Origin of the sequence: Methylobacterium sp. yr668, from assembly GCF_900116245.1 — a bacterium.
In the GTDB taxonomy this organism is placed as follows: domain Bacteria; phylum Pseudomonadota; class Alphaproteobacteria; order Rhizobiales; family Beijerinckiaceae; genus Methylobacterium.
Genome location: NZ_FOZY01000013.1, coordinates 32307 through 49297, shown reverse-complemented (window position 1 = coordinate 49297; position 16991 = coordinate 32307). Strand labels below are relative to the sequence as shown.

Genomic DNA, 16991 nt, shown 5'->3' with positions numbered 1-16991 from the left:
ACGGGTCGGTCTCCGGGCCGCCGGGCTGATGTGACGCGACTTGGGGCGCCGCCGGGCCGCGGCGAGCCCCGGGGCCGCGACGGACCGCGTCTCGAAGGTGTCGCTGCCGGCGCGGTATGCTACGCCGCGCCCGTCAGGATCACCGGAGATGCCCATGGACGATCGCGCCGCGCCGAAGCGGCCCGCGACCCGGAGCGGCGCCGCGCGCGCGGTCCTGGCGACCGGCGCCGCGCTCGTCATCGGCACGGCCATGCCGGCGCTCGCCGCGGGGCCGGACCCGTCGCCGCCGGCCGCGCCGCAGGCCTTCGAGGCCTGCCGGGCCGACCTGATCGCCTGGGTCACGGCCCGCGCCGTGCCGCAGGGCCTCGCCGAGGCGCAGCTCGCCGCGCTCACCCCCGACCCGGACGTGATCGCCGCGACCCAGAGCCAGGGCGAGTTCGTCCGTCCGATCTGGGACTACATCGAGGCCAGCGTCACGCCGGCCCGCGTCGAGGCCGGTATGCGCAAGCTCGCCGAGCACGCCGACACGCTCGCCGCCATCGAGGCCAGGTACGGGGTCGACCGCCACATCCTAGTGGCGTTCTGGGGCGTCGAATCGAGCTACGGCGCCGTGCTCGACAACCCGGCGGTGGTGAAGCCGGTCGTCCGCTCGCTCGCGACGCTCGGCTGCAGCGATCCCGCCCGGGCGACGTACTGGCGCGACGAGCTGGCGGCGGCGCTCCAGATCCTGGCCTGGAACCAGGCGCCCCTCGACCGGATGCAAGCGGGGCTGACCGGGTCCTGGGCCGGCGCCATGGGGCACACGCAGTTCATGCCCAGCGTCTACCAGCGCGAGGCGGTCGATTTCGACGGCGACGGCCGGCGCGACATCTGGACCTCGGTGCCGGACGCCCTCGCGTCGACGGCGAACTACCTGCGCAGCCACGGCTGGAAGCCCGGCGCGGGCTGGGGCGCCGAGGCGGTGCTGCCCGAGACCTTCGACGCGGCGCTCGCCGACGAGACGACGGTCCGCACCGTCGCGGCGTGGCGGGCGCTCGGCGTGAGACCCGCCCGCGACCGCGCCCTGCCGGACACGGCCGAGGCGACCCTGATCCTGCCCGCCGGGATCCGCGGCCCCGCCTTCCTGCTGCAGCCGAACTTCGCGGTGATCCTCCGCTACAACACGGCCCTGTCCTACGCGCTGACCGTCGCGCTCCTGTCGGACCGCCTGCGCGGCGACCCGGGCCTGGTGCACGACTGGCCGCGGGGCGACCGGCCCCTCACCGGCGACGAGCGGCGCGACCTGCAGACCCGGCTGACGGAGCGCGGCTTCGCCACCGGCGGGGTCGACGGCAAGATCGGCCCGAAGACGCGGGCGGCGCTGCGCGCCTTCCAGGGGTCGGTCGGCCTGCCGCCGGACGGTTACGCCGACGCCGCGCTGCTGGACCGGGTCCGGGCCGCGCCCTGACGGGCGCTCACGCCAGGAAGGCGGGCTCGTCCCGGGCCAGAACCCGCTTGACGCTCTCCAGGTGGAGGCGGGCGCTCTCGGCGCGCCCGGCCGCCTCCTGGGCCGCCACGCGCTGCACGATCGCCTCGGGCACGGGCTTGAGCGCGCGCCCCGTGCTCATGGCCAGGACCTGCGCCTGCGCGGCGCGCTCCAGGTAGTAGAGGTCGTCCCAGGCCTCCGCGATCGTCTCGCCCAGCACCATCACGCCGTGGTTCTTCAGGAACACGACGTCCGCCTCGCCGGCGCTCTCGGCGATCCGCCGGCCCTCGGACGAATCGAGCGCGAGACCGTTGTAATCCTCGTCCACGGCGATCCGGCCGTAGAAGCGCAGCGCCGTCTGGCCCGCCCACATCAGGGGCTCGCCCTCCAGCATGGCCAGGGCCGTGGAATAGGGCATGTGGGTGTGGAACGCGGCCCGGGCGCGGGGCTTCAGCCGGTGCAGCTCGGCGTGGATGTGGAAGGCGGTGGCCTCGGGCTGGCCGTCGCCCTCGAGGACGTTGCCGTGGAAGTCGCAGAGCAGCAGGCTCGACGCGGTGACCTCCGCGAAGGCGAGGCCGTAGGGATTGACCAGGAACAGGTCGGGCCGCTCCGGCAGCACCGCCGAGAAGTGGTTGCAGATCCCTTCTTCCAGGCCGTTGCGCGCGGCCCAGCGCAGGCAGGCGGCGAGGTCGATCCGGGCGCGGCGCACGCTGTCGGCGTTCAGGGGCTCGTTGCTGCGGGCGGGCGGGGTTCCCGGGGCGGTAACGGCGTGCGCCATGCGTGCGGGCTTTCCTGTGTCGGGGTTCGGGCCGGGGACTCGACCGGTCCCGCACTCTAGACGCTCGCTCGCCCCTGCGCAGCCGCTCCGCGCTCAGGCGCGGCCGTCCGTGACGCCGCCGACGAGGTTGAGGCCGAGCAGGAAGTCCGACGCGAAATCCGTGCGGATGACCGGCTCGCGCGGGACCGCCTCGCGCAGGAGATCGCGCTCGGCCCGCCGCGCCGCGACCGCTTCCGCCACCGAGACGCGCCGGAACGACAGGCTCGCCCCGCCCCGGACCTGCGCCAGCCGCCCGAGATCCGGCCCGATGACCGTGGCGATCTTCGGGTAGCCGCCGGTGGATTGCCGGTCGGCCATCAGGATGATCGGCAGGCCGTTGCCGGGCACCTGGATCGCCCCCATGGCGACGCCGTCCGAGACGATGTCGTGCCCCTTGGCGTGCCTCAGCGGCGTGCCGTCGACGAAGCAGGCCATCCGGTCGCCCCGCGGCGAGACCGTCCAGGGACCGGCCAGGAAGGCCTCGACCTGGTCGGGCGCGAAGTAGTCGTCCTGCGGGCCCAGCACGACCCGGATCTCCCGGCCGTCCCGGGCGAGCCAGGGCGCGACGAGCCGCTGCGGCGCTCCGTCCGACGTCCGGCCCTCGGCGACGGGGAGGCGGTCGCCCGCGGCGAGGCCGCGCCCGTCGAGGCCGCCGAGCCCCGAGCGGGTATGGGTCGCCGCCGAGCCGAGGACCGGCGCCACGTCGAGCCGCCCGGCGACCGCGAGGTAGCCCCAGGCGCCGGCATCGCCGGCCCGCACGACGAGGGTCTGGCCGGGCTCCAGGGCGAGCGCGACCGTGTCGGGCAGGGGCACGCCGTCCAGCGCGACGCGGAAGCCCGGCGCCAGCAGGGCGAGCCCGACGGCGCCGTCCTGCGCCGAGACGGTGATGCCGCCCGTGGAGATCTCGATGGCGGTGGCGTCGAGGGCGTTCGACGCCGCCCGGTTGGCCGCGGCGTGCATCAGCGGGTCCATCGGGCCCGCGGCCGTGATGCCGTAGCGCAGGTAGCCGTGCCGGCCCCCGTCCTGCAGGGTGATGCCGGGCCCGGCGGAGTCGATGACGAGGGCGGGCATCAGCGCGCCTCCCCGCGGCGGGCCACCGGCTCGCCCGCCGCCTCGCGCGCCGTGAGGGCGTCGAAGGTCGCGGCATCCACGGGCTCGAAGCGGATCAGGTCGCCGGCGCCGACGAAGAAGCTCGGGTCGCGCTCCGGCGCGTAGAGGCGGGACGGCGTCGCGCCGATCACGTACCAGCCGGTCGGCATCGGCACGGTCGCCACCGCGGCGAGGCCGCCGCCGATCATGATCGCGTTGCGCGGGTGCGGCGGCCGCGGGCTCGCCCGCCGGGGCACCGCCAAGGGCTGCGGCAGGCCGCCGAGATACGCGAAGCCCGGCGCGAAGCCGTACATGTAGACCCGGAAGGTCGTGGCGGCGTGGGTCGACACCACAGTCTCCGGGCTCAGGCCGCTCCGCTCGGCGACCTGCGCGACGTCCTCCCCGTGGGGCGCGTCGTAGCAGCAGGGCAGGGTCCACAGGGTCGGGCGGGCCGCCCGCGCGGTCGCGCCGGCCACCAGCGCCCGGACCCGTTCGGCGAGCGTCCCGCGGTCGAGCACCAGCGGGTCGTAGTGCAGCATCAGGGAGCGGTAGGTCGGCACGCGCTCGCGCAGCCCCTCGGGCGGATCCGCCCCGAGGGCGTCGTCGAGGGCCAGGACCCGGTCGCTGATCGCCGGGTCGACGGTGCTGCCGAACTCGACCACGAGGGCCGCCTCGCCGGCGTCGAGGAGCCGGGGCTCGTCCAGCGCCGCGCTCACGGCCGGAACGGCGCCAGCGTGACGCCCGCGCCCTCCAGCCGGGTCCGCACCGCCCGCGCCGTGGCGACGGCGTGGTCCGAATCGCCGTGGACGCAGATCGAGCGGATCGGCGTCGGCAGCGCTTGGCCGTCGGCCGTGAGGATCGCGCCCGCCTCGACCATGCGCAGGACGCGGTCGGCCGCCTCGCCGGCATCGGTGATCATCGCGCCGGGCTGGCTGCGGGGGATCAAGAGGCCGGTCGGCGTGTAGCCGCGATCGGCGAAGATCTCCTGGTGAACCTCGAGGCCGCAGGCCTCGCCCGCCGGCACCTGGGCGGTCAGCGCGATGGCGAGCAGCGCGAGCTCCCGGTCCACCGCGCGGACCGCGCGTGCGATGGCGTCGGCCACCGGCCGCTCCTCGGCGGCGACGTTGGCCAGCGCCCCGTGCGCCTTCACGTAGGTGATGCGGTGGCCGGCATAGGCGGCGAGCGCCTGCGCGGCGCCGATCTGGTAGGCGACGAGCCGCTCGATCTCGGCGGGGCTGTAGGGCATCCGCCGCCGCCCGAAGCCCCAGAGATCCGGGAAGCCCGGATGGGCGCCGACCGCGACGCCGCGCTCCTTCGCCAGCGCGAAGGTCCGGGCCATGATCTCGGGGTCGCCGGCGTGGAGGCCGCAGGCGACGTTGGCCGAGGTGACGATCCCGAGGATCGCCGCGTCGTCGCCGCAGGCGTAGGCGCCGTAGCCCTCGCCGAGGTCGGAATTCAAGTCCACGCTGGTCATCGCCGCCGCTCCGCGTGCCGATCGGGTCTCATAGGGCCGCAACGGGTTCCGGCTCGGCCGGATCCGCGCTGCGAGAATCGAGCGCGCGGCCCGCCGTCTCCGGCAAGAGAAGCGCCGCGACGATCACGAGGCAATAGGCGCCCGCCGCCACGACGCCGATGGCGATGCCGAGTGTCAGCGAACCGCTGAGGTGGCCCACCACGGCCGGGCAGATCGCGCCGGTGGCGCGGCCGAAATTGTAGCAGAAGCCCTGCGCGGAGCCGCGGATCCGGCTCGGGAACAGCTCGCTCAGGAAGGCGCCCATCCCGGAGAAGACGCCGGAGAGGAAGAAGCCCAGCGGGAAGCCGAGGATCAGCATCACCGGGTCGGTGATCGGGATCAGCGTGTAGGCCAGGACGAGGATGCCGGCGCAGAAGCCGAACAGGACGAAGCCCAGGCGGCGCCCGATCCGGTCGGAGAGCCACGCGCTGGTCAGGTACCCGACGAACGACCCGAAGATCAGCATCAGCAGGTAGCCGCTGGTGTTCAGGACCGAGAGGTTGCGCTCGGTCTTCAGGTAGGTCGGGAGCCATGTCGTCACGGCGTAGTAGCCGCCCTGCATGCCAGTCGCGAGGAGGCTCGCCAGCACGGTCCGGCCGATCAGCGGCCGGGAGAAGATGTCGAGGAAGCTGCCGGTGTCGCCGACGTCCCGCATGGCGGCGCGGGTCTGCCGGTAGACCTCGGGGTCCTCGATGTTGCGGCGGATCCAGAAGATCAGCACCGAGGGGAGGGCGCCGAGCCAGAACAGGATCCGCCACGCCACCGCCGGCTCCGCCAGGGCGAACACGGCCCAGAAGGCGATCGCCGCGCAGGCCCAGCCGACCGCCCAGCTCGACTGGACGAGCCCCACCGCCTTGCCGCGGTAGCGGGCCTGGATCGTCTCGGCGATCAGCACCGAGCCCACCGACCACTCGCCGCCGAAGCCGAAGCCCTGCAGTGCGCGGGTCACGAGCAGCTGCTCGTAGGAATGGGTGAAGCCGCTGAGCACCGTGAACAGGGTGAACCACGCGACGGTGCCCTGCAGGACGACGACCCGGCCGTAGCGGTCGGCGAGGATCCCGGCCGCCCAGCCGCCGATCGCCGAGGTCACCAGCGCGGCGGTGGCGATGTTGCCGGCCTCGACCTTGGTCAGGCCCCAGACCACGACCAGGGTCGGGATCAGGAACGTGTAGATCATGTAGTCGAACGCATCGACGCCGTAGCCCGCGAAGGCCGCGCCCAGGACCCGGCGCTCCGCCGGACTCGTGTCTTTCACCCACATGGCGCAACTCCTTTGCGGACGGGCCGCCGCGCGGCCGGGATGGTCACAGGAACGGCAGGTCGCGGTTGAGGAGGTCGGTGATCAGCATGTGACCGGGCGCGTGGGTGATGCAGAGCGGCAGCCGCGCCGCCATCGCCACCGCCTGGGGGGTGACCCCGCAGGCCCAGAATACCGGGATCTCGTCCGGCTCGATCGGCACGGGGTCGCCGAAATCCGGCCGCGCGAGGTCGCGGATGCCGATCAGGCCCGGGTCGCCGAGATGGATCGGCGCCCCGTGGACCGCCGGCATCCGGGCCGTCACCTGCACGGCCTTGATGGCGTCCGCCGCCTTCATGGGCCGCATGGAGACGACGAGCGGACCGTGGAACGGGCCCGACGGCTGGGTGGAGATGGAGGTCCGGTACATCGCGACGTTGCGGCCGAGGGCGACGTGCCGGAGCGGGATGCCCGCCTCGATCAGGCCGGCCTCGAACGAGAAGGAGCAGCCGAGGACGAAGGTGACGAGGTCGTCCCGCCACACGCCGGTCAGGTCGGGCAGCTCGGCCACGAGCGCGCCGCCCTCGTAGACGCGGTAGCCGGGGACGTCGGTGGCGAGGTCGAGATCGGTCCCCAGCGTCGGCAGTGCGCGGTCGCCGGGCCGCGAGACGCCGAGGATCGGGCAGGGCTTCGGGTTCTGCTGGCAGAAGCGGTGGAAATCCTCCGCCATGGCCCGCGGCAGGATCATCAGGTTGCCCTGCGCGTGGGCGGGGACGAGACCCGAGGTGTGGCCCCGGAACCGACCCGCGCGGATCGCGCGTCGCGCGTCCGCCGCGTCGGCGAAGACAGGTGGCGCGCCATCGGCGCCCGCGTGCTGGCTCACCGCGTTGATCTCCCTGGCTGGTCGTCGCGCGCCGGAGCGGCCGCGTCGGCCGTCCGTATTCCGCGAGATCCCGATCGCTTCAGCGATTCATTTCCTGCGGCAACGATCCCATCGCGCCGCGGGGCACGCCAATCGTGATTGCGAATGGGGCGCGATAAACCGGACTTATCGGCCGGCGGCCCAGGTCTCGGCGGCCCAGGCCTCGGCGACGTCTTGGGCGAGGCGGGCCGCGTCCGCCACGAAGTGGTGGGCCGGCCGCTTGGTGTGCATCGCCGTGAAGGTCAGGTCCGAGAGCTGCGGCTCGGCTGGCAGGACGCGCAGGGTGCCGGCACGCAGTTCGGCCTCGACCACGGCCGGGGGGATCACGCAGATCCCGAGGCCCTCCACGCCCATCTTCACGATGGTGGCCAGAGAGGCGCTCGTGTGGATCTGGCTCGGCAGGAGGTTCTCCTGCAGGACGAGGTCGCGCAGCTCGACGTAGGGGCTGGTGTTGCGCGGGTAGGTGATGAGCGGGTGGTGCAGCAGCGCGCCGAGGCTCAGGGGCTCGTCGTCCGGCAGCAGGCCAGGCGCGGCGATCCAGGCGACGGGGGTGCTGAACAGGGGCCGGTTGGCGAAGCTCGGCAGGGTGATCGGGCCGACGAGGAGGGCGAGGTCGATCTCGTCGGCGACCAGGGCGGCCTGCATGTTCGGCGAGATGTCGACCGTGATGTCGACGCCGATCCCGGGATGGGTGGCGCGCATCCGCTCGATGAAGCGCGACAACCACAGGTGCACGATCGTCTCGGATACGCCGAGCCGCAGGGTGCCCCGCGTCCGGCCGGTCTCGTGCAGAGCCGCGCTCATCTCGGTCTGGAGCGCCAGGAACCGCTCCGCGAAGCCGAGGAGCAGGCGTCCCCGCTCCGTCAGCGCGACGTCCCGGCTGCGGCGCTCGAACAGAGTCCCGTACTCGTGCTCCAGGGCCGCGATGCGCTGGGAGACCGCCGGCTGCGTGGTGTTCACCTTCTCACTGGCGCGGCGAAAGCTCGAGAGTTTCGCGACCCAGTAGAACACCTCCAAGCTGCGGAAATCCGCCATCCCGCGATCGTCCCGCCTCGCCGTCGTGCCCGGCCATATCGCGCCGCGGAGCGCGCGAGCGCAAGCGCGCGGCCGCCGCTCGCCGCTAGAGGTTCGACACGCTCGTGGCCGGACGGGCCGGGCGCATGTGCGCGAGCAGCAGGCGCGCTTCCGCGACGAGGGGATGGTCCAGGTACCAGAGGCCGCAGGCCCAGCCGGCGATCCCGGCGGCGATCGCGGCCGCGAGGCTCGGGAGCGGCGTCTCGGCCGACCATCCCCAGGCCGACATCACCAGGACGGCGGGCGCGACGGCGATGGCGGTCAGGACGGCGGCGTGGAGGTAGATGGGGGCGTAGTCGCGCCGGAACGTGTCGGTCATCCGCTCGAGATGCGGCCGGTAGAGGCCCACGGCCAGGAGCGCCTCGCCGACCCGTGCCGCGCCCGCGCCGCCGAGTCCGAACAGGCAGCCGATGCTGAACATCACGAGGCCGGCGCCGTGGCGCAGGAACTCGAACCGCGCCTGCAGGGCGGTCTGATCCCGGATTAGGAACACCTCCCAGGTCATGCTGAGCGAACTCAGCACGATCGCCGCCAGGGACAGCAGGCAGAAGGGCAGCGCCGCGCCGTCCCAGCCCGGACCGAGCAGGACGCGCATGATCGGCCCGGCCAGGACGGCCGCGCCCGCGAAGGCCGGCCAGAGCAGCACGGTGATCATCCGCAGCGTGTGGAGGTAGCAGGTGCGCAGGGACTGCCCGTTCCGCTGCTGGTTGGCGAGGTCCACGAAGGTGATGCGCGTGATCACCACGTGCAGGTGGTCCCACATCAGGGTGTTGAGGCTCGCCGCGCGGGAGTACAGGCCGAGGGCGCTGAGCCCGAGCATCCGCCCGAGGACGAGGTCGCCCATCCGGCCGGCGATTCCCGCAACCCCCGCGATGGCGAAGAGCCGGCCGCCGTAGGTCAGGATCTCGCGCCAGCCCGCGAGGCCCATGCGCAGCGACACGTAGCGCAGGCCGAGGCCGTTCGCCGCCAGCGCCGCCGCGACGGCGCCCGCGGCCTGCCCGTAGGCCTGGCTCATGTAGCTGAAGCCGAGGAGCGCCAGCGCCAGCATCGCGCCGCTGGCGACGAGACCGCGCAGCATGTTGACGAGGGCCACGCCGCGGAAATTGCCGTGCCGCTCGATCATGGCGGCCGGGCGGAACTCCAGCGCGCCGACCAGCGGCACGACGGCGAGGATGGCCAGGGCGCGCTGGACCTCCGGCTCGCCGAGGAGGACGCTGCCGAACACGCTGAAGGCCAGGATCAGGAGCGCCGCCGCGCCCGACAGGATCAGGTTCACCGTGAACACGCTCGCCAGCAGGGCCCCGTCCACCCGGTCCGCCCGGACGATGTAGCTCGACAGGCCGCAGGAGCGCAGCGTGGACAGCAGGCCCGCGATCGCGGCGGCGAGGCTGAAGATGCCGGTCTCGTGGGGCGTCAGCAGCCGCGCGAGGGCCAGCGAGGTGCCGAACTGTGCCAGGAACAACCCGCCCTGGCAGAATCCCATCCAGGCCAGGCTCCGGCGCTTCGAGAACGCGGGCGGCGCCGTCGCTTCCGGCCCCTCTCGGAGTTCTGCCATGGGATCCTTCGGACGCGACAGGGTGGCGGCGGCGCTGGCGGCGGCCAGGGCGCGATCGGTCGGGACGGCTTAACAGTGCCCGGTGGACCGCGGCAGCTGGCCAATCGGAGGACCGTGCCCACGCCCGATGGCCGAGGTCAGGTCGGGCCGCCGTGCAGATCAGGCGCTGCAGAGAGGCCCGAGAACTCGCCCGCTCCCGAGTCCGGGAATCCGATTTGACTGTATCGGGCGCACATGTCCGTGATCTGCCCGCGTCACGAATCGGCACGTAATATATTCATCTAACTGAGCGCACTTCGAGCCCCGTTCACGCTGGCAGCACCGTATGCCGAGGCCGAACGAAGATTTCCGAATGTGCAAGCAGCGCGCGGCACGGCCGGGATGATCCGATGTTTCGGCCGAAGACCTCGCGGAACAACTTAGAGGTCCGGTCGAGAGGCCCGACGGGTCGCATTCCGTCACGGCGCGCGCGTGCTCTATTCCGCGTTATCGCCGATGGAACAGTAAATCTCCGCAAGATGTTCCCGGCTTGACGGGTTGGTGAGATCGAATGCGCGAGATCATTATCCGATGCCGGCGCGGATCTGGACTTTCCTATAGCCCGTCAGAGGATCGAGGTGGCCGTCGCTGTGCGTCGACGACTCCGGATATTGCGCCGCCACAACTGCATGACATTCGGTTCCGCATCCAAAAGGCGTAGTCGCCCCTACGGCGCACGGATCGAGGAAGTGCAATAATATTACTATACATTGTCTGTGACTTGTTTTAGAAGGTCGCAATTCTGGCAGTATTTATGGAATAATGCCAAATGAAGATCAGCTTCATCGTATGTACTCGCAACCGTGTAGCGTCCCTTCTGCAGACGCTCGACTCGGTGGTCCGCGCGATCGAGGCCGCGCCCGAAGCTGAGGCCGAGATCATCGTCGTCGATAACGGGTCCGAAGACGGCACGGACGCGGCGTTGAAGCGCTGGTCCGCGTCAATCTCGATCGATCGACGCGACGTTCTGCTCCTCGCGCAGGCGCGCCCAGGTGTCGCCGGGTCTCGGAACGCCGCGATCGCGCGCGCGTCCGGAGACATCATCGCGTTCATCGACGACGATTGCGTCGTGTCGGGCCAGTATCTGCGAGATCTGATCGCGCACTATGCCGGCGACACGGAAAGCGTCATCCGCGGTGGCCGTGTCGAACTGGGATCGACCCAGGACATCGACTTCACCACGAAGACCGAGGCCCTGGCCAGCCGGCTGACGTACCCGGCCCATCCCGGCGGCTTCGTCCACGGCTGCAACATGACCTGCAGCCGGGCCGTCATCGAGCGGATCGGCGGATTCGACGCGGCGTTCGGCCCCGGGGCGACGTTCCGCGCGGCGGAGGACACGGACTTCATCTACCGCGGCTGGGCGGCCGGCGTGGCGGTCGAGTACGTGCCCGACATGAGCGTCAAGCATTTCCACGGGCGCCGGGACCCGCGCACGATCGACCGGCTGCACTGGAACTACCAGTTCGGCAACGGCGCGCTCTACGCCAAGCACATCGGCCGCAGCCCGTGGCTGATCAAGCACCTGTACTGGTCCGCCCGCAACGCCGCCCGCGAACTGGTCGGGGGCCCGTGCTTCGACGCGCAGCTCGGCCTGACGTGGCGCGCCATCGTGACCGCCAATCTGAGCGGCGTCCTGGCCTTCGCCTGGCACAGCGCGCGGACGCTGCTGACGCGCCCGCCCGCCCGGGCCTAGGGCGCTCCGGGCCGGCGGGAGGCGCGGGAGCGCGGCCCGCTCAGCGGGCCGGCGCGCCGCCGGGCCGCGCGAGGCGCGTCCGGCCGAGCATCCGGAGCGTGACGCGCCGCCCGAGCTTCATCGCCGGGTAGAGAAGCCGCGCGCGTCCGGGGCTGCGCAGCAGCCGCGCCAGGAGCCGGCTCGCCGCGCCCCGGTCGTCGCTGAGGCGCGACAGCAGGACGAGGGCGTCCGCGCCGTAATAGAGGTCCAGGCCGTGCCGGACGACCATGCCCTCGTCGAGGTCGTACCCGCGCCGCGCGATCTCGTCGACCAGGGGACCCCCGCTCCGGGCGTCCACCAGGGCGACGGTGCCGACCGACCGGCGCAGGGCCATGAGGTGCACGTAGTTGGAGCAGAACGGGCATTCGCCGTCGTAGACCACCGTCAGGGCGGCCTCGGTCGAGGGGGCGGTCATGGCGTCAGGTCGATCCTGTGCTCGGCTTCGGACACCACGCGGCGGACGGGGACGCCGTCCTGCAGGCTGAAGCAGACGGATTCGCGCCGGTACACGTAGGCGACGATGTCGGCCATGGCGAGGGTGTCGAAGCCGGCGGCATACTGGAGCGGGACGAAGAAGTGGTGCGGATAGACCGCGTAGGGGAACAGGCCCGTCCTGTCGCGGATCGCGCTGACGAGGCGGTGGTAGCCCCGGACGTAGGCGTCCAGCGCCGGCCCGTCGATCTCCGACTTCGAGTATTCCTGGCCCAGGCCGTCCGGCGCGGTCAGGACGGGAACGTCGCAGGTCGTCGAGGCCGTGACCTTGCGGAAGACCTGCGTGCCGCCGTTCGGGTTGTCGAGGGCGAAGGCGTTCGCCGCGTCGGGCGCGCCGTAGGCCATGTGGGCGAACGGGTAGGAGTAGAAGGTGAAGAAGTTGGTCGGCACGTAGTGCCGCTGGCCGGTCCGGTCGACCGCCTCGAAGTACATCTTGTTATTGGCCAGGGTGTCGTACCAGCCGAGCCAGGCCTGGGTCATGAACGTGTTGCCGGTCAGGATGAACAGCACCGACAGGATCCCGACCGAGACCGGGGGCCGCTCGTAGTGCCGGCTCACGACGACGGCCGCGATGGCGAGGTTCAGCATGATCCAGGGGGCGAAGTTGGCGCCCATGAGCACGATGATCGACAGGTGCATCACGTCGAAGCCGAGGAGCAGCAGCAGCAGCCAGCGGCGCGGCATGAGGATCCCCACCAGGGCGATGCCCTGGCCGACCAGGATGAGCGTGTTGGTCAGCGCGCTCGAATGGCTCAGGATCGTGCGCATCGCCTCCACCAGCACGGGCCAGCCGGCGTAGGGGACGTGGTTGTTGTCGAGGCCGACGATGAAGATCTTGCCGGGATCGTTGTTCAGCAGCCACGAGAACGGCCCGTCGTCGAGCGTGACCTTGGCCAGGAATGACGAATAGTAGTTGCCGAGGTGGATGCTGATCGCCGCCGCGATCAGCACCTTCGAGAACATCGCGCTGGCCGACGCGACGTCCGACCGCGCCGCGGCGCCGAGCCCGCGCCAGTCGCGCAGACGCGCCGTCCCGTGGGCGATCAGCAGGCCCGCGACGAGGCAGAAGCTCACCTCCGCGAGCGGCACCACGTCGATGATGTGCCCGTGCCAGAGGCCGGTCACCCGGATGACCGCCTGCTTGCTCCAGACCAGGTAGGTGGCGCTGATCAGGGCGAGCGAGGGCCAGCGCAGGCAGAGCACGCCGCCGGCCACGGCCGCGACCCACAGCACCGCGATGGCCGTGACGGCGACGGTCGCCTTCGCCCCGGGCAGAATGACGGGGAAGAGCGGGTAGTGGATCAGCGCGTAGCCGCCCGCGATCACGCCGATCATCTGCAGCAGCCGGACCGACGCGAGATCGGCGGCGGCGAAGCGCACCCGCGTCATCGCGAGGGCCAGCGCCACGGGCAGCACCACGCCGTAGTAGTTGTTGATCGCCGTGACGCCGTGCGAGACCTTCAGCAGGACCAGCAGGGCGCCGATCTGCGCGAGCAGGATCAGGTAGTAGCGCGCCCGCTCCGCCACCGGTCGGACGAGGCGTCGCAGGGCGGTGTCGAGGGCCTTGTCCGGGCCGGTGATCGGGAGCGTGCTGCTCATCGTCTGTCTTCCGCCGCGCTGGTGCGACCGCCGCTGCGCGCAGCGACGACCTCTCATCCTCAAGGGCCCGCTTTGACGGGGCGGCCAGCGGCCGAACGGGGTCCGCCGTCATGCGGGCGTCTCGAGGAGGACCCGCCGCGGACCTGTCCTGCCGCCCCGGGCTCCTGCCTCGCCGGAGAGCTTGGCACTTCACGGGGGTGTGAGAGGCTGCAAAGAGGGCGATCGCCCCTACGCCTTTCGGCTACCCCGACCGTCCCGGCCCCCGGGCTCTACCCGCCGCTGCGCGCGGTGGGACGGGCGTCAGCGCGGCGCCTGTCCCGCCAGCGGTGAGGTCTCGTCGACGAATGTCAGCTTGGCGGCGACCCGCTCCGCCAGGACCCGGCGGCGCGCGGCGAAGAGGGGCTTGAGGATCGGGTTGCCTTTCAGGAAGGCCGCGATCCTGGAGCGGGACGTGAAGATGGTCGACTCGAAAGGTTTCCGCGAGACGGCGTTCGGGACGAGCGCGCGACCGCATGTCAGGGCGCCGCGCTCGAAGAAGTAGGCCCAGTTGTCCGACGTCACCGCGACCGGGCGGTTGGCCCGCAGGATCCCCTCGGCCGCCGACCGGGTGATCACGTAGGCTGCGGCCGTGCCGAGGCTGCTCATGTCCATGGGCAGGCACAACCGGTATTCTCCGATGGTGACGGTGTCGACCGAGCTGAACGGCCCGACCGTCTCGGCCCAATTGAAGAGCAGGACGACGTCGCCCGGCCGCAAGGCGGCCTCGATGCCGGCCACGATCTGATGGATCTTCGGCGGCAGAACGACGTCATCCTCGACGATGAGCGCGTGCGGCAGGTCGAGCGCGATCATCCGCTCGTAGGCGCTCATGTGGGACAGCGCGCACCCGATCTGACCGGCCGTCAGGTCGGGTTGGAACGGGGCGTTCGGATCCGGGACCGGGCCTTCATAGCCGGTGATCTCGCAGCGCGGCCCCCACACCTCGGCAAGGTGCCGGGATAGGTAGGCGTGCCGTTCGCGGAACCGGGGCAGGGAGATCCCGAAGCAGTACATCGTAGTCACCTCTGATGGGGCCCGTCGGGCCGGCCGCGTTCGGCGGCCGTGATCCTTCCCGACCGCGTCCTCCGGCTCCGGCCGTCCGGATCTGCGCCGGGGTCCGGACGGCGCTCGGGCCTGCGAGCTCAATCGCGGGCGGCCGGGTCGCTCCCGTCGACGGTCGGCGACCGCACCACCGGCAGGATCGCCGCCAGCAGGAGCTGGTGGAGACCGTGATTGACGAAGAGCGGGCACTCGAAACAGACCAGGACGAAGAGCTGGCTCATGAACAGGATCGGCCACGCCTCGACGTAGCCGGAGGAGCGCGCGAAATGGGCGATCACCCGGCGCGCGGTGTCGAGCAGCGCGGCCGTGAAGAGGACCAGGCCGACGATCCCGAACGCCACGGCCGTGTCGATGAAGTTGTTGTGGAAGAACCACAGCTTCTGCTTCATGACGAAGTGCAGGTAGGCGGCCGTGGTGAGCGGGCTCTCCCAGTAGGCCTTGTAGCCGATGCCGATGAGCGGCTCCCGCCAGAACTGGTCGAGGCCGAACTGCCAGAGGATGGTGCGGCCGGTCAGCGTGGTGTCCTTGCCGAGATCCGACAGCACGCTCGCCGAGATGTCGGCGCCCCGCGCGGCGACGACGAGGATCCCGACGCCCGCCAGGGCGATGGCGATGCCTAGGCAGAAGCCCGTCACGTGCTTGCCCTGGCGCCACGCGAAGATCGCGGCGAGCGGCAACAGCCCCGCGGCGGCCGCTACCAGGGCGGTGGCCGAGTGCGTCGACACGAGGAGCGCCAGGGCCAGGCAGAATCCGAACGCGGTCAGGAGACGGTTCCAGCCCTGCAGGAACAGGCAGGCCGCGCAGAGGATCTGGAGGCTCGACAGGGATCCGAGGACGTTCTTGTGTGAGTAGATCCCGGCCCAGTTGCCGTCCGTCCCGCGCGTCAGGGCGGGCGCCGCCACCGTGAGAAAGGCCGACAGGAGCTGTCCCGCCAGGAGGCCCAGGAAGACGATCCTGACGAGGCGGGACAGGCCCATCGTCGTCCGCAGGGTGATGCCGGCCACGATCGTCGCGAGCAGCTGGAGCCCGTGATAGGCCGAGAGGCCGGGCGTGAGGGACCACAGGGCGGACGCGATCGCGAGGAGCGGCCAGCTGAGCAGCAGCAGACGGCTGCCGAACAGGGTGGCGGCGAGGTCGCGGCGCATGACCAAGAACGCGAAAGCGATCAGGTCGCTGCCGATCCAGATCGCCTTGTCGATGCCCGGCAGCTTGATCTGCTCGCCGACCACCGGGGCGAAGAGGAACAGCACGATCCACGCGGCGGCGGCCACGCCGAGCCGCGGCATGGCCTCGGCCCCGCCATCGCCCGGTGCGCCCGAATGGGCCCAGCGGTGATCCGTTCCGTACGGCCCGCCCGGTGACCAAGCGAGGCCGCCGGCAGGACCGTGTCCGAGGCCCGTCAAGTGTCGTGGAAACGCCATCGCTCGATCTCAGACGTCCCGGGTGAGGCGGTGTCCCATCCGCCCCGCGGCCTGACACCGCTCGAGGCTGCCGCGGACACGCCCCCTCGCGAGTCGACGCTATCCGGGCATCCCGGCTCAAGAACTCGACCACACGAGGTAGCGGCGGCGCGGCGCTCGGGGACGACCGGATCGATGCGCGGTCCCGCCGGGCCGGATGAAACAGCTCGGCCGGGCCCCGTGGGATAAGATGCCGCACCGAAGATCGGCCGCCGCGACGTGAGCGGCACGGTATCTTCAGCGCCAATGTCTGAATTCATACATTTATCCGCGTCGAAGGCACCGAAATCCGGTGTGCGGCCCGCTCTCAATCGAAGATCTGGGCAGTCGCGACGGAACTCACGGGACGATTAGGCACTTGGGAGATCGATAAATCCTGGAGGAGCGTTTGATGAAGGTCTCTCACCTGGCCGGCGCGGTTGCGCTTCTGGCCCTCGCTGCCGGGCCCGCCCTCGCGGCCCCGTGCAACACCGGAACCACGAAGTCGAACAGCCCCGATCAGCAGGCATCGAATCCCAAGAGCTCCGACGTCGACAAGTCGAGTAAGAATCTCGCTGGCGGCAACCAGCCCGCGTCGCCCGGCACGGTCGGTGCCATGAACAACGTGGGCGCCAACCAGACCGCCGACCGTCAGGCGCAGACGGACGCCGGCTCCAAGTCGAACTCGACCGATCCGGCCGCCGCGAACCTGGCCGGCGGCAACCAGCCGGCGTCGCCCGGCACGGTCGGCGCCATGAACAAGGCCGCCGCCGATCGGCAGACCGCCCCGGTCTCCGGCAACGATTGCTGATCCGAACCGACATAATCCCAGCAGACCGGAAGCCCGCCTCGCACCGTCGAGGCGGGCTTTCGCGTTCCCGAGCACCCGCGAGGCCCGACCCACGACCGGAACC

The 16991-nt window shown here is 71.5% G+C and carries 15 protein-coding genes; 3 read left to right on the top strand and 12 right to left on the bottom strand.

Annotated features, from left to right (window positions below; translation table 11 throughout):
- Window positions 1-154: 154 nt before the first annotated feature.
- Window positions 155-1447, top strand: coding sequence for a lytic murein transglycosylase (locus tag BM419_RS17300; RefSeq protein ID WP_091927158.1), 1293 nt, complete (start codon window positions 155-157; stop codon window positions 1445-1447).
- Window positions 1448-1454: 7 nt separating this feature from the next.
- Here the strand turns inward: BM419_RS17300 and BM419_RS17295 are convergent, their stop codons facing one another.
- From BM419_RS17295 to BM419_RS17260, 8 genes are all read right to left on the bottom strand, one after another.
- On the bottom strand, window positions 1455-2243 hold the full coding sequence (locus BM419_RS17295; RefSeq protein ID WP_091927157.1) for an aldolase: 789 nt from the start codon (window positions 2241-2243) through the stop codon (window positions 1455-1457).
- Between the two features lie 93 nt (window positions 2244-2336).
- A complete protein-coding gene (locus BM419_RS17290; protein ID WP_091927156.1) occupies window positions 2337-3353 on the bottom strand; it encodes a 5-oxoprolinase subunit C family protein in 1017 nt (338 codons plus the stop codon).
- The gene (locus BM419_RS17285; RefSeq protein ID WP_091927155.1) at window positions 3353-4087 is read right to left on the bottom strand and encodes a 5-oxoprolinase subunit B family protein; all 735 of its coding nucleotides are present in this window, start codon (window positions 4085-4087) and stop codon (window positions 3353-3355) included. Before BM419_RS17285 ends, BM419_RS17290 begins: the two co-directional genes overlap by 1 nt.
- Window positions 4084-4845, bottom strand: coding sequence for a 5-oxoprolinase subunit PxpA (locus BM419_RS17280; protein WP_091927154.1), 762 nt, complete (start codon window positions 4843-4845; stop codon window positions 4084-4086). The genes BM419_RS17285 and BM419_RS17280 overlap by 4 nt, the downstream gene beginning before the upstream one ends.
- A gap of 28 nt (window positions 4846-4873) precedes the next feature.
- Window positions 4874-6145, bottom strand: a complete 1272-nt coding sequence (locus BM419_RS17275; protein WP_091927153.1) for an MFS transporter — start codon at window positions 6143-6145, stop codon at window positions 4874-4876.
- A gap of 43 nt (window positions 6146-6188) precedes the next feature.
- Window positions 6189-7004 (bottom strand): putative hydro-lyase, encoded by an 816-nt coding sequence (locus BM419_RS17270; protein WP_091927152.1) that lies wholly within the window; start codon window positions 7002-7004, stop codon window positions 6189-6191.
- 165 nt (window positions 7005-7169) lie between these two features.
- Entirely contained in the window at window positions 7170-8078 is a 909-nt protein-coding gene (locus BM419_RS17265) for a LysR family transcriptional regulator (RefSeq protein ID WP_091927151.1), read from the bottom strand.
- Between the two features lie 85 nt (window positions 8079-8163).
- A complete protein-coding gene (locus BM419_RS17260) occupies window positions 8164-9672 on the bottom strand; it encodes an oligosaccharide flippase family protein (protein WP_244540791.1) in 1509 nt (502 codons plus the stop codon).
- A gap of 808 nt (window positions 9673-10480) precedes the next feature.
- Between BM419_RS17260 and BM419_RS17255 the strand changes: the two genes are divergently transcribed.
- On the top strand, window positions 10481-11407 hold the full coding sequence (locus BM419_RS17255) for a glycosyltransferase family 2 protein (RefSeq protein WP_091927150.1): 927 nt from the start codon (window positions 10481-10483) through the stop codon (window positions 11405-11407).
- 40 nt (window positions 11408-11447) lie between these two features.
- Here the strand turns inward: BM419_RS17255 and BM419_RS17250 are convergent, their stop codons facing one another.
- The 4 genes from BM419_RS17250 to BM419_RS17235 form a co-directional block, all read right to left on the bottom strand.
- Window positions 11448-11861: a DCC1-like thiol-disulfide oxidoreductase family protein gene (locus BM419_RS17250; protein WP_091927149.1), complete on the bottom strand. Its 414-nt coding sequence runs from the start codon at window positions 11859-11861 to the stop codon at window positions 11448-11450.
- Window positions 11858-13537, bottom strand: coding sequence for a hypothetical protein (locus tag BM419_RS17245; protein WP_091927148.1), 1680 nt, complete (start codon window positions 13535-13537; stop codon window positions 11858-11860). The genes BM419_RS17250 and BM419_RS17245 overlap by 4 nt, the downstream gene beginning before the upstream one ends.
- 300 nt (window positions 13538-13837) lie before the next feature.
- Window positions 13838-14590 carry a glycosyltransferase family 25 protein gene (locus BM419_RS17240; RefSeq protein WP_091927147.1) on the bottom strand — a complete coding sequence of 251 codons (753 nt, stop codon included), beginning with the start codon at window positions 14588-14590 and terminating at the stop codon, window positions 13838-13840.
- A gap of 128 nt (window positions 14591-14718) precedes the next feature.
- Entirely contained in the window at window positions 14719-15924 is a 1206-nt protein-coding gene (locus tag BM419_RS17235; protein WP_091927146.1) for an O-antigen ligase family protein, read from the bottom strand.
- A gap of 565 nt (window positions 15925-16489) precedes the next feature.
- On the opposite strand from BM419_RS17235, the gene BM419_RS17230 reads away from it, so the two are divergent.
- Complete coding sequence (locus BM419_RS17230) at window positions 16490-16888, top strand: hypothetical protein (protein WP_020093077.1); 399 nt, start codon at window positions 16490-16492, stop codon at window positions 16886-16888.
- Window positions 16889-16991: the final 103 nt, after the last annotated feature.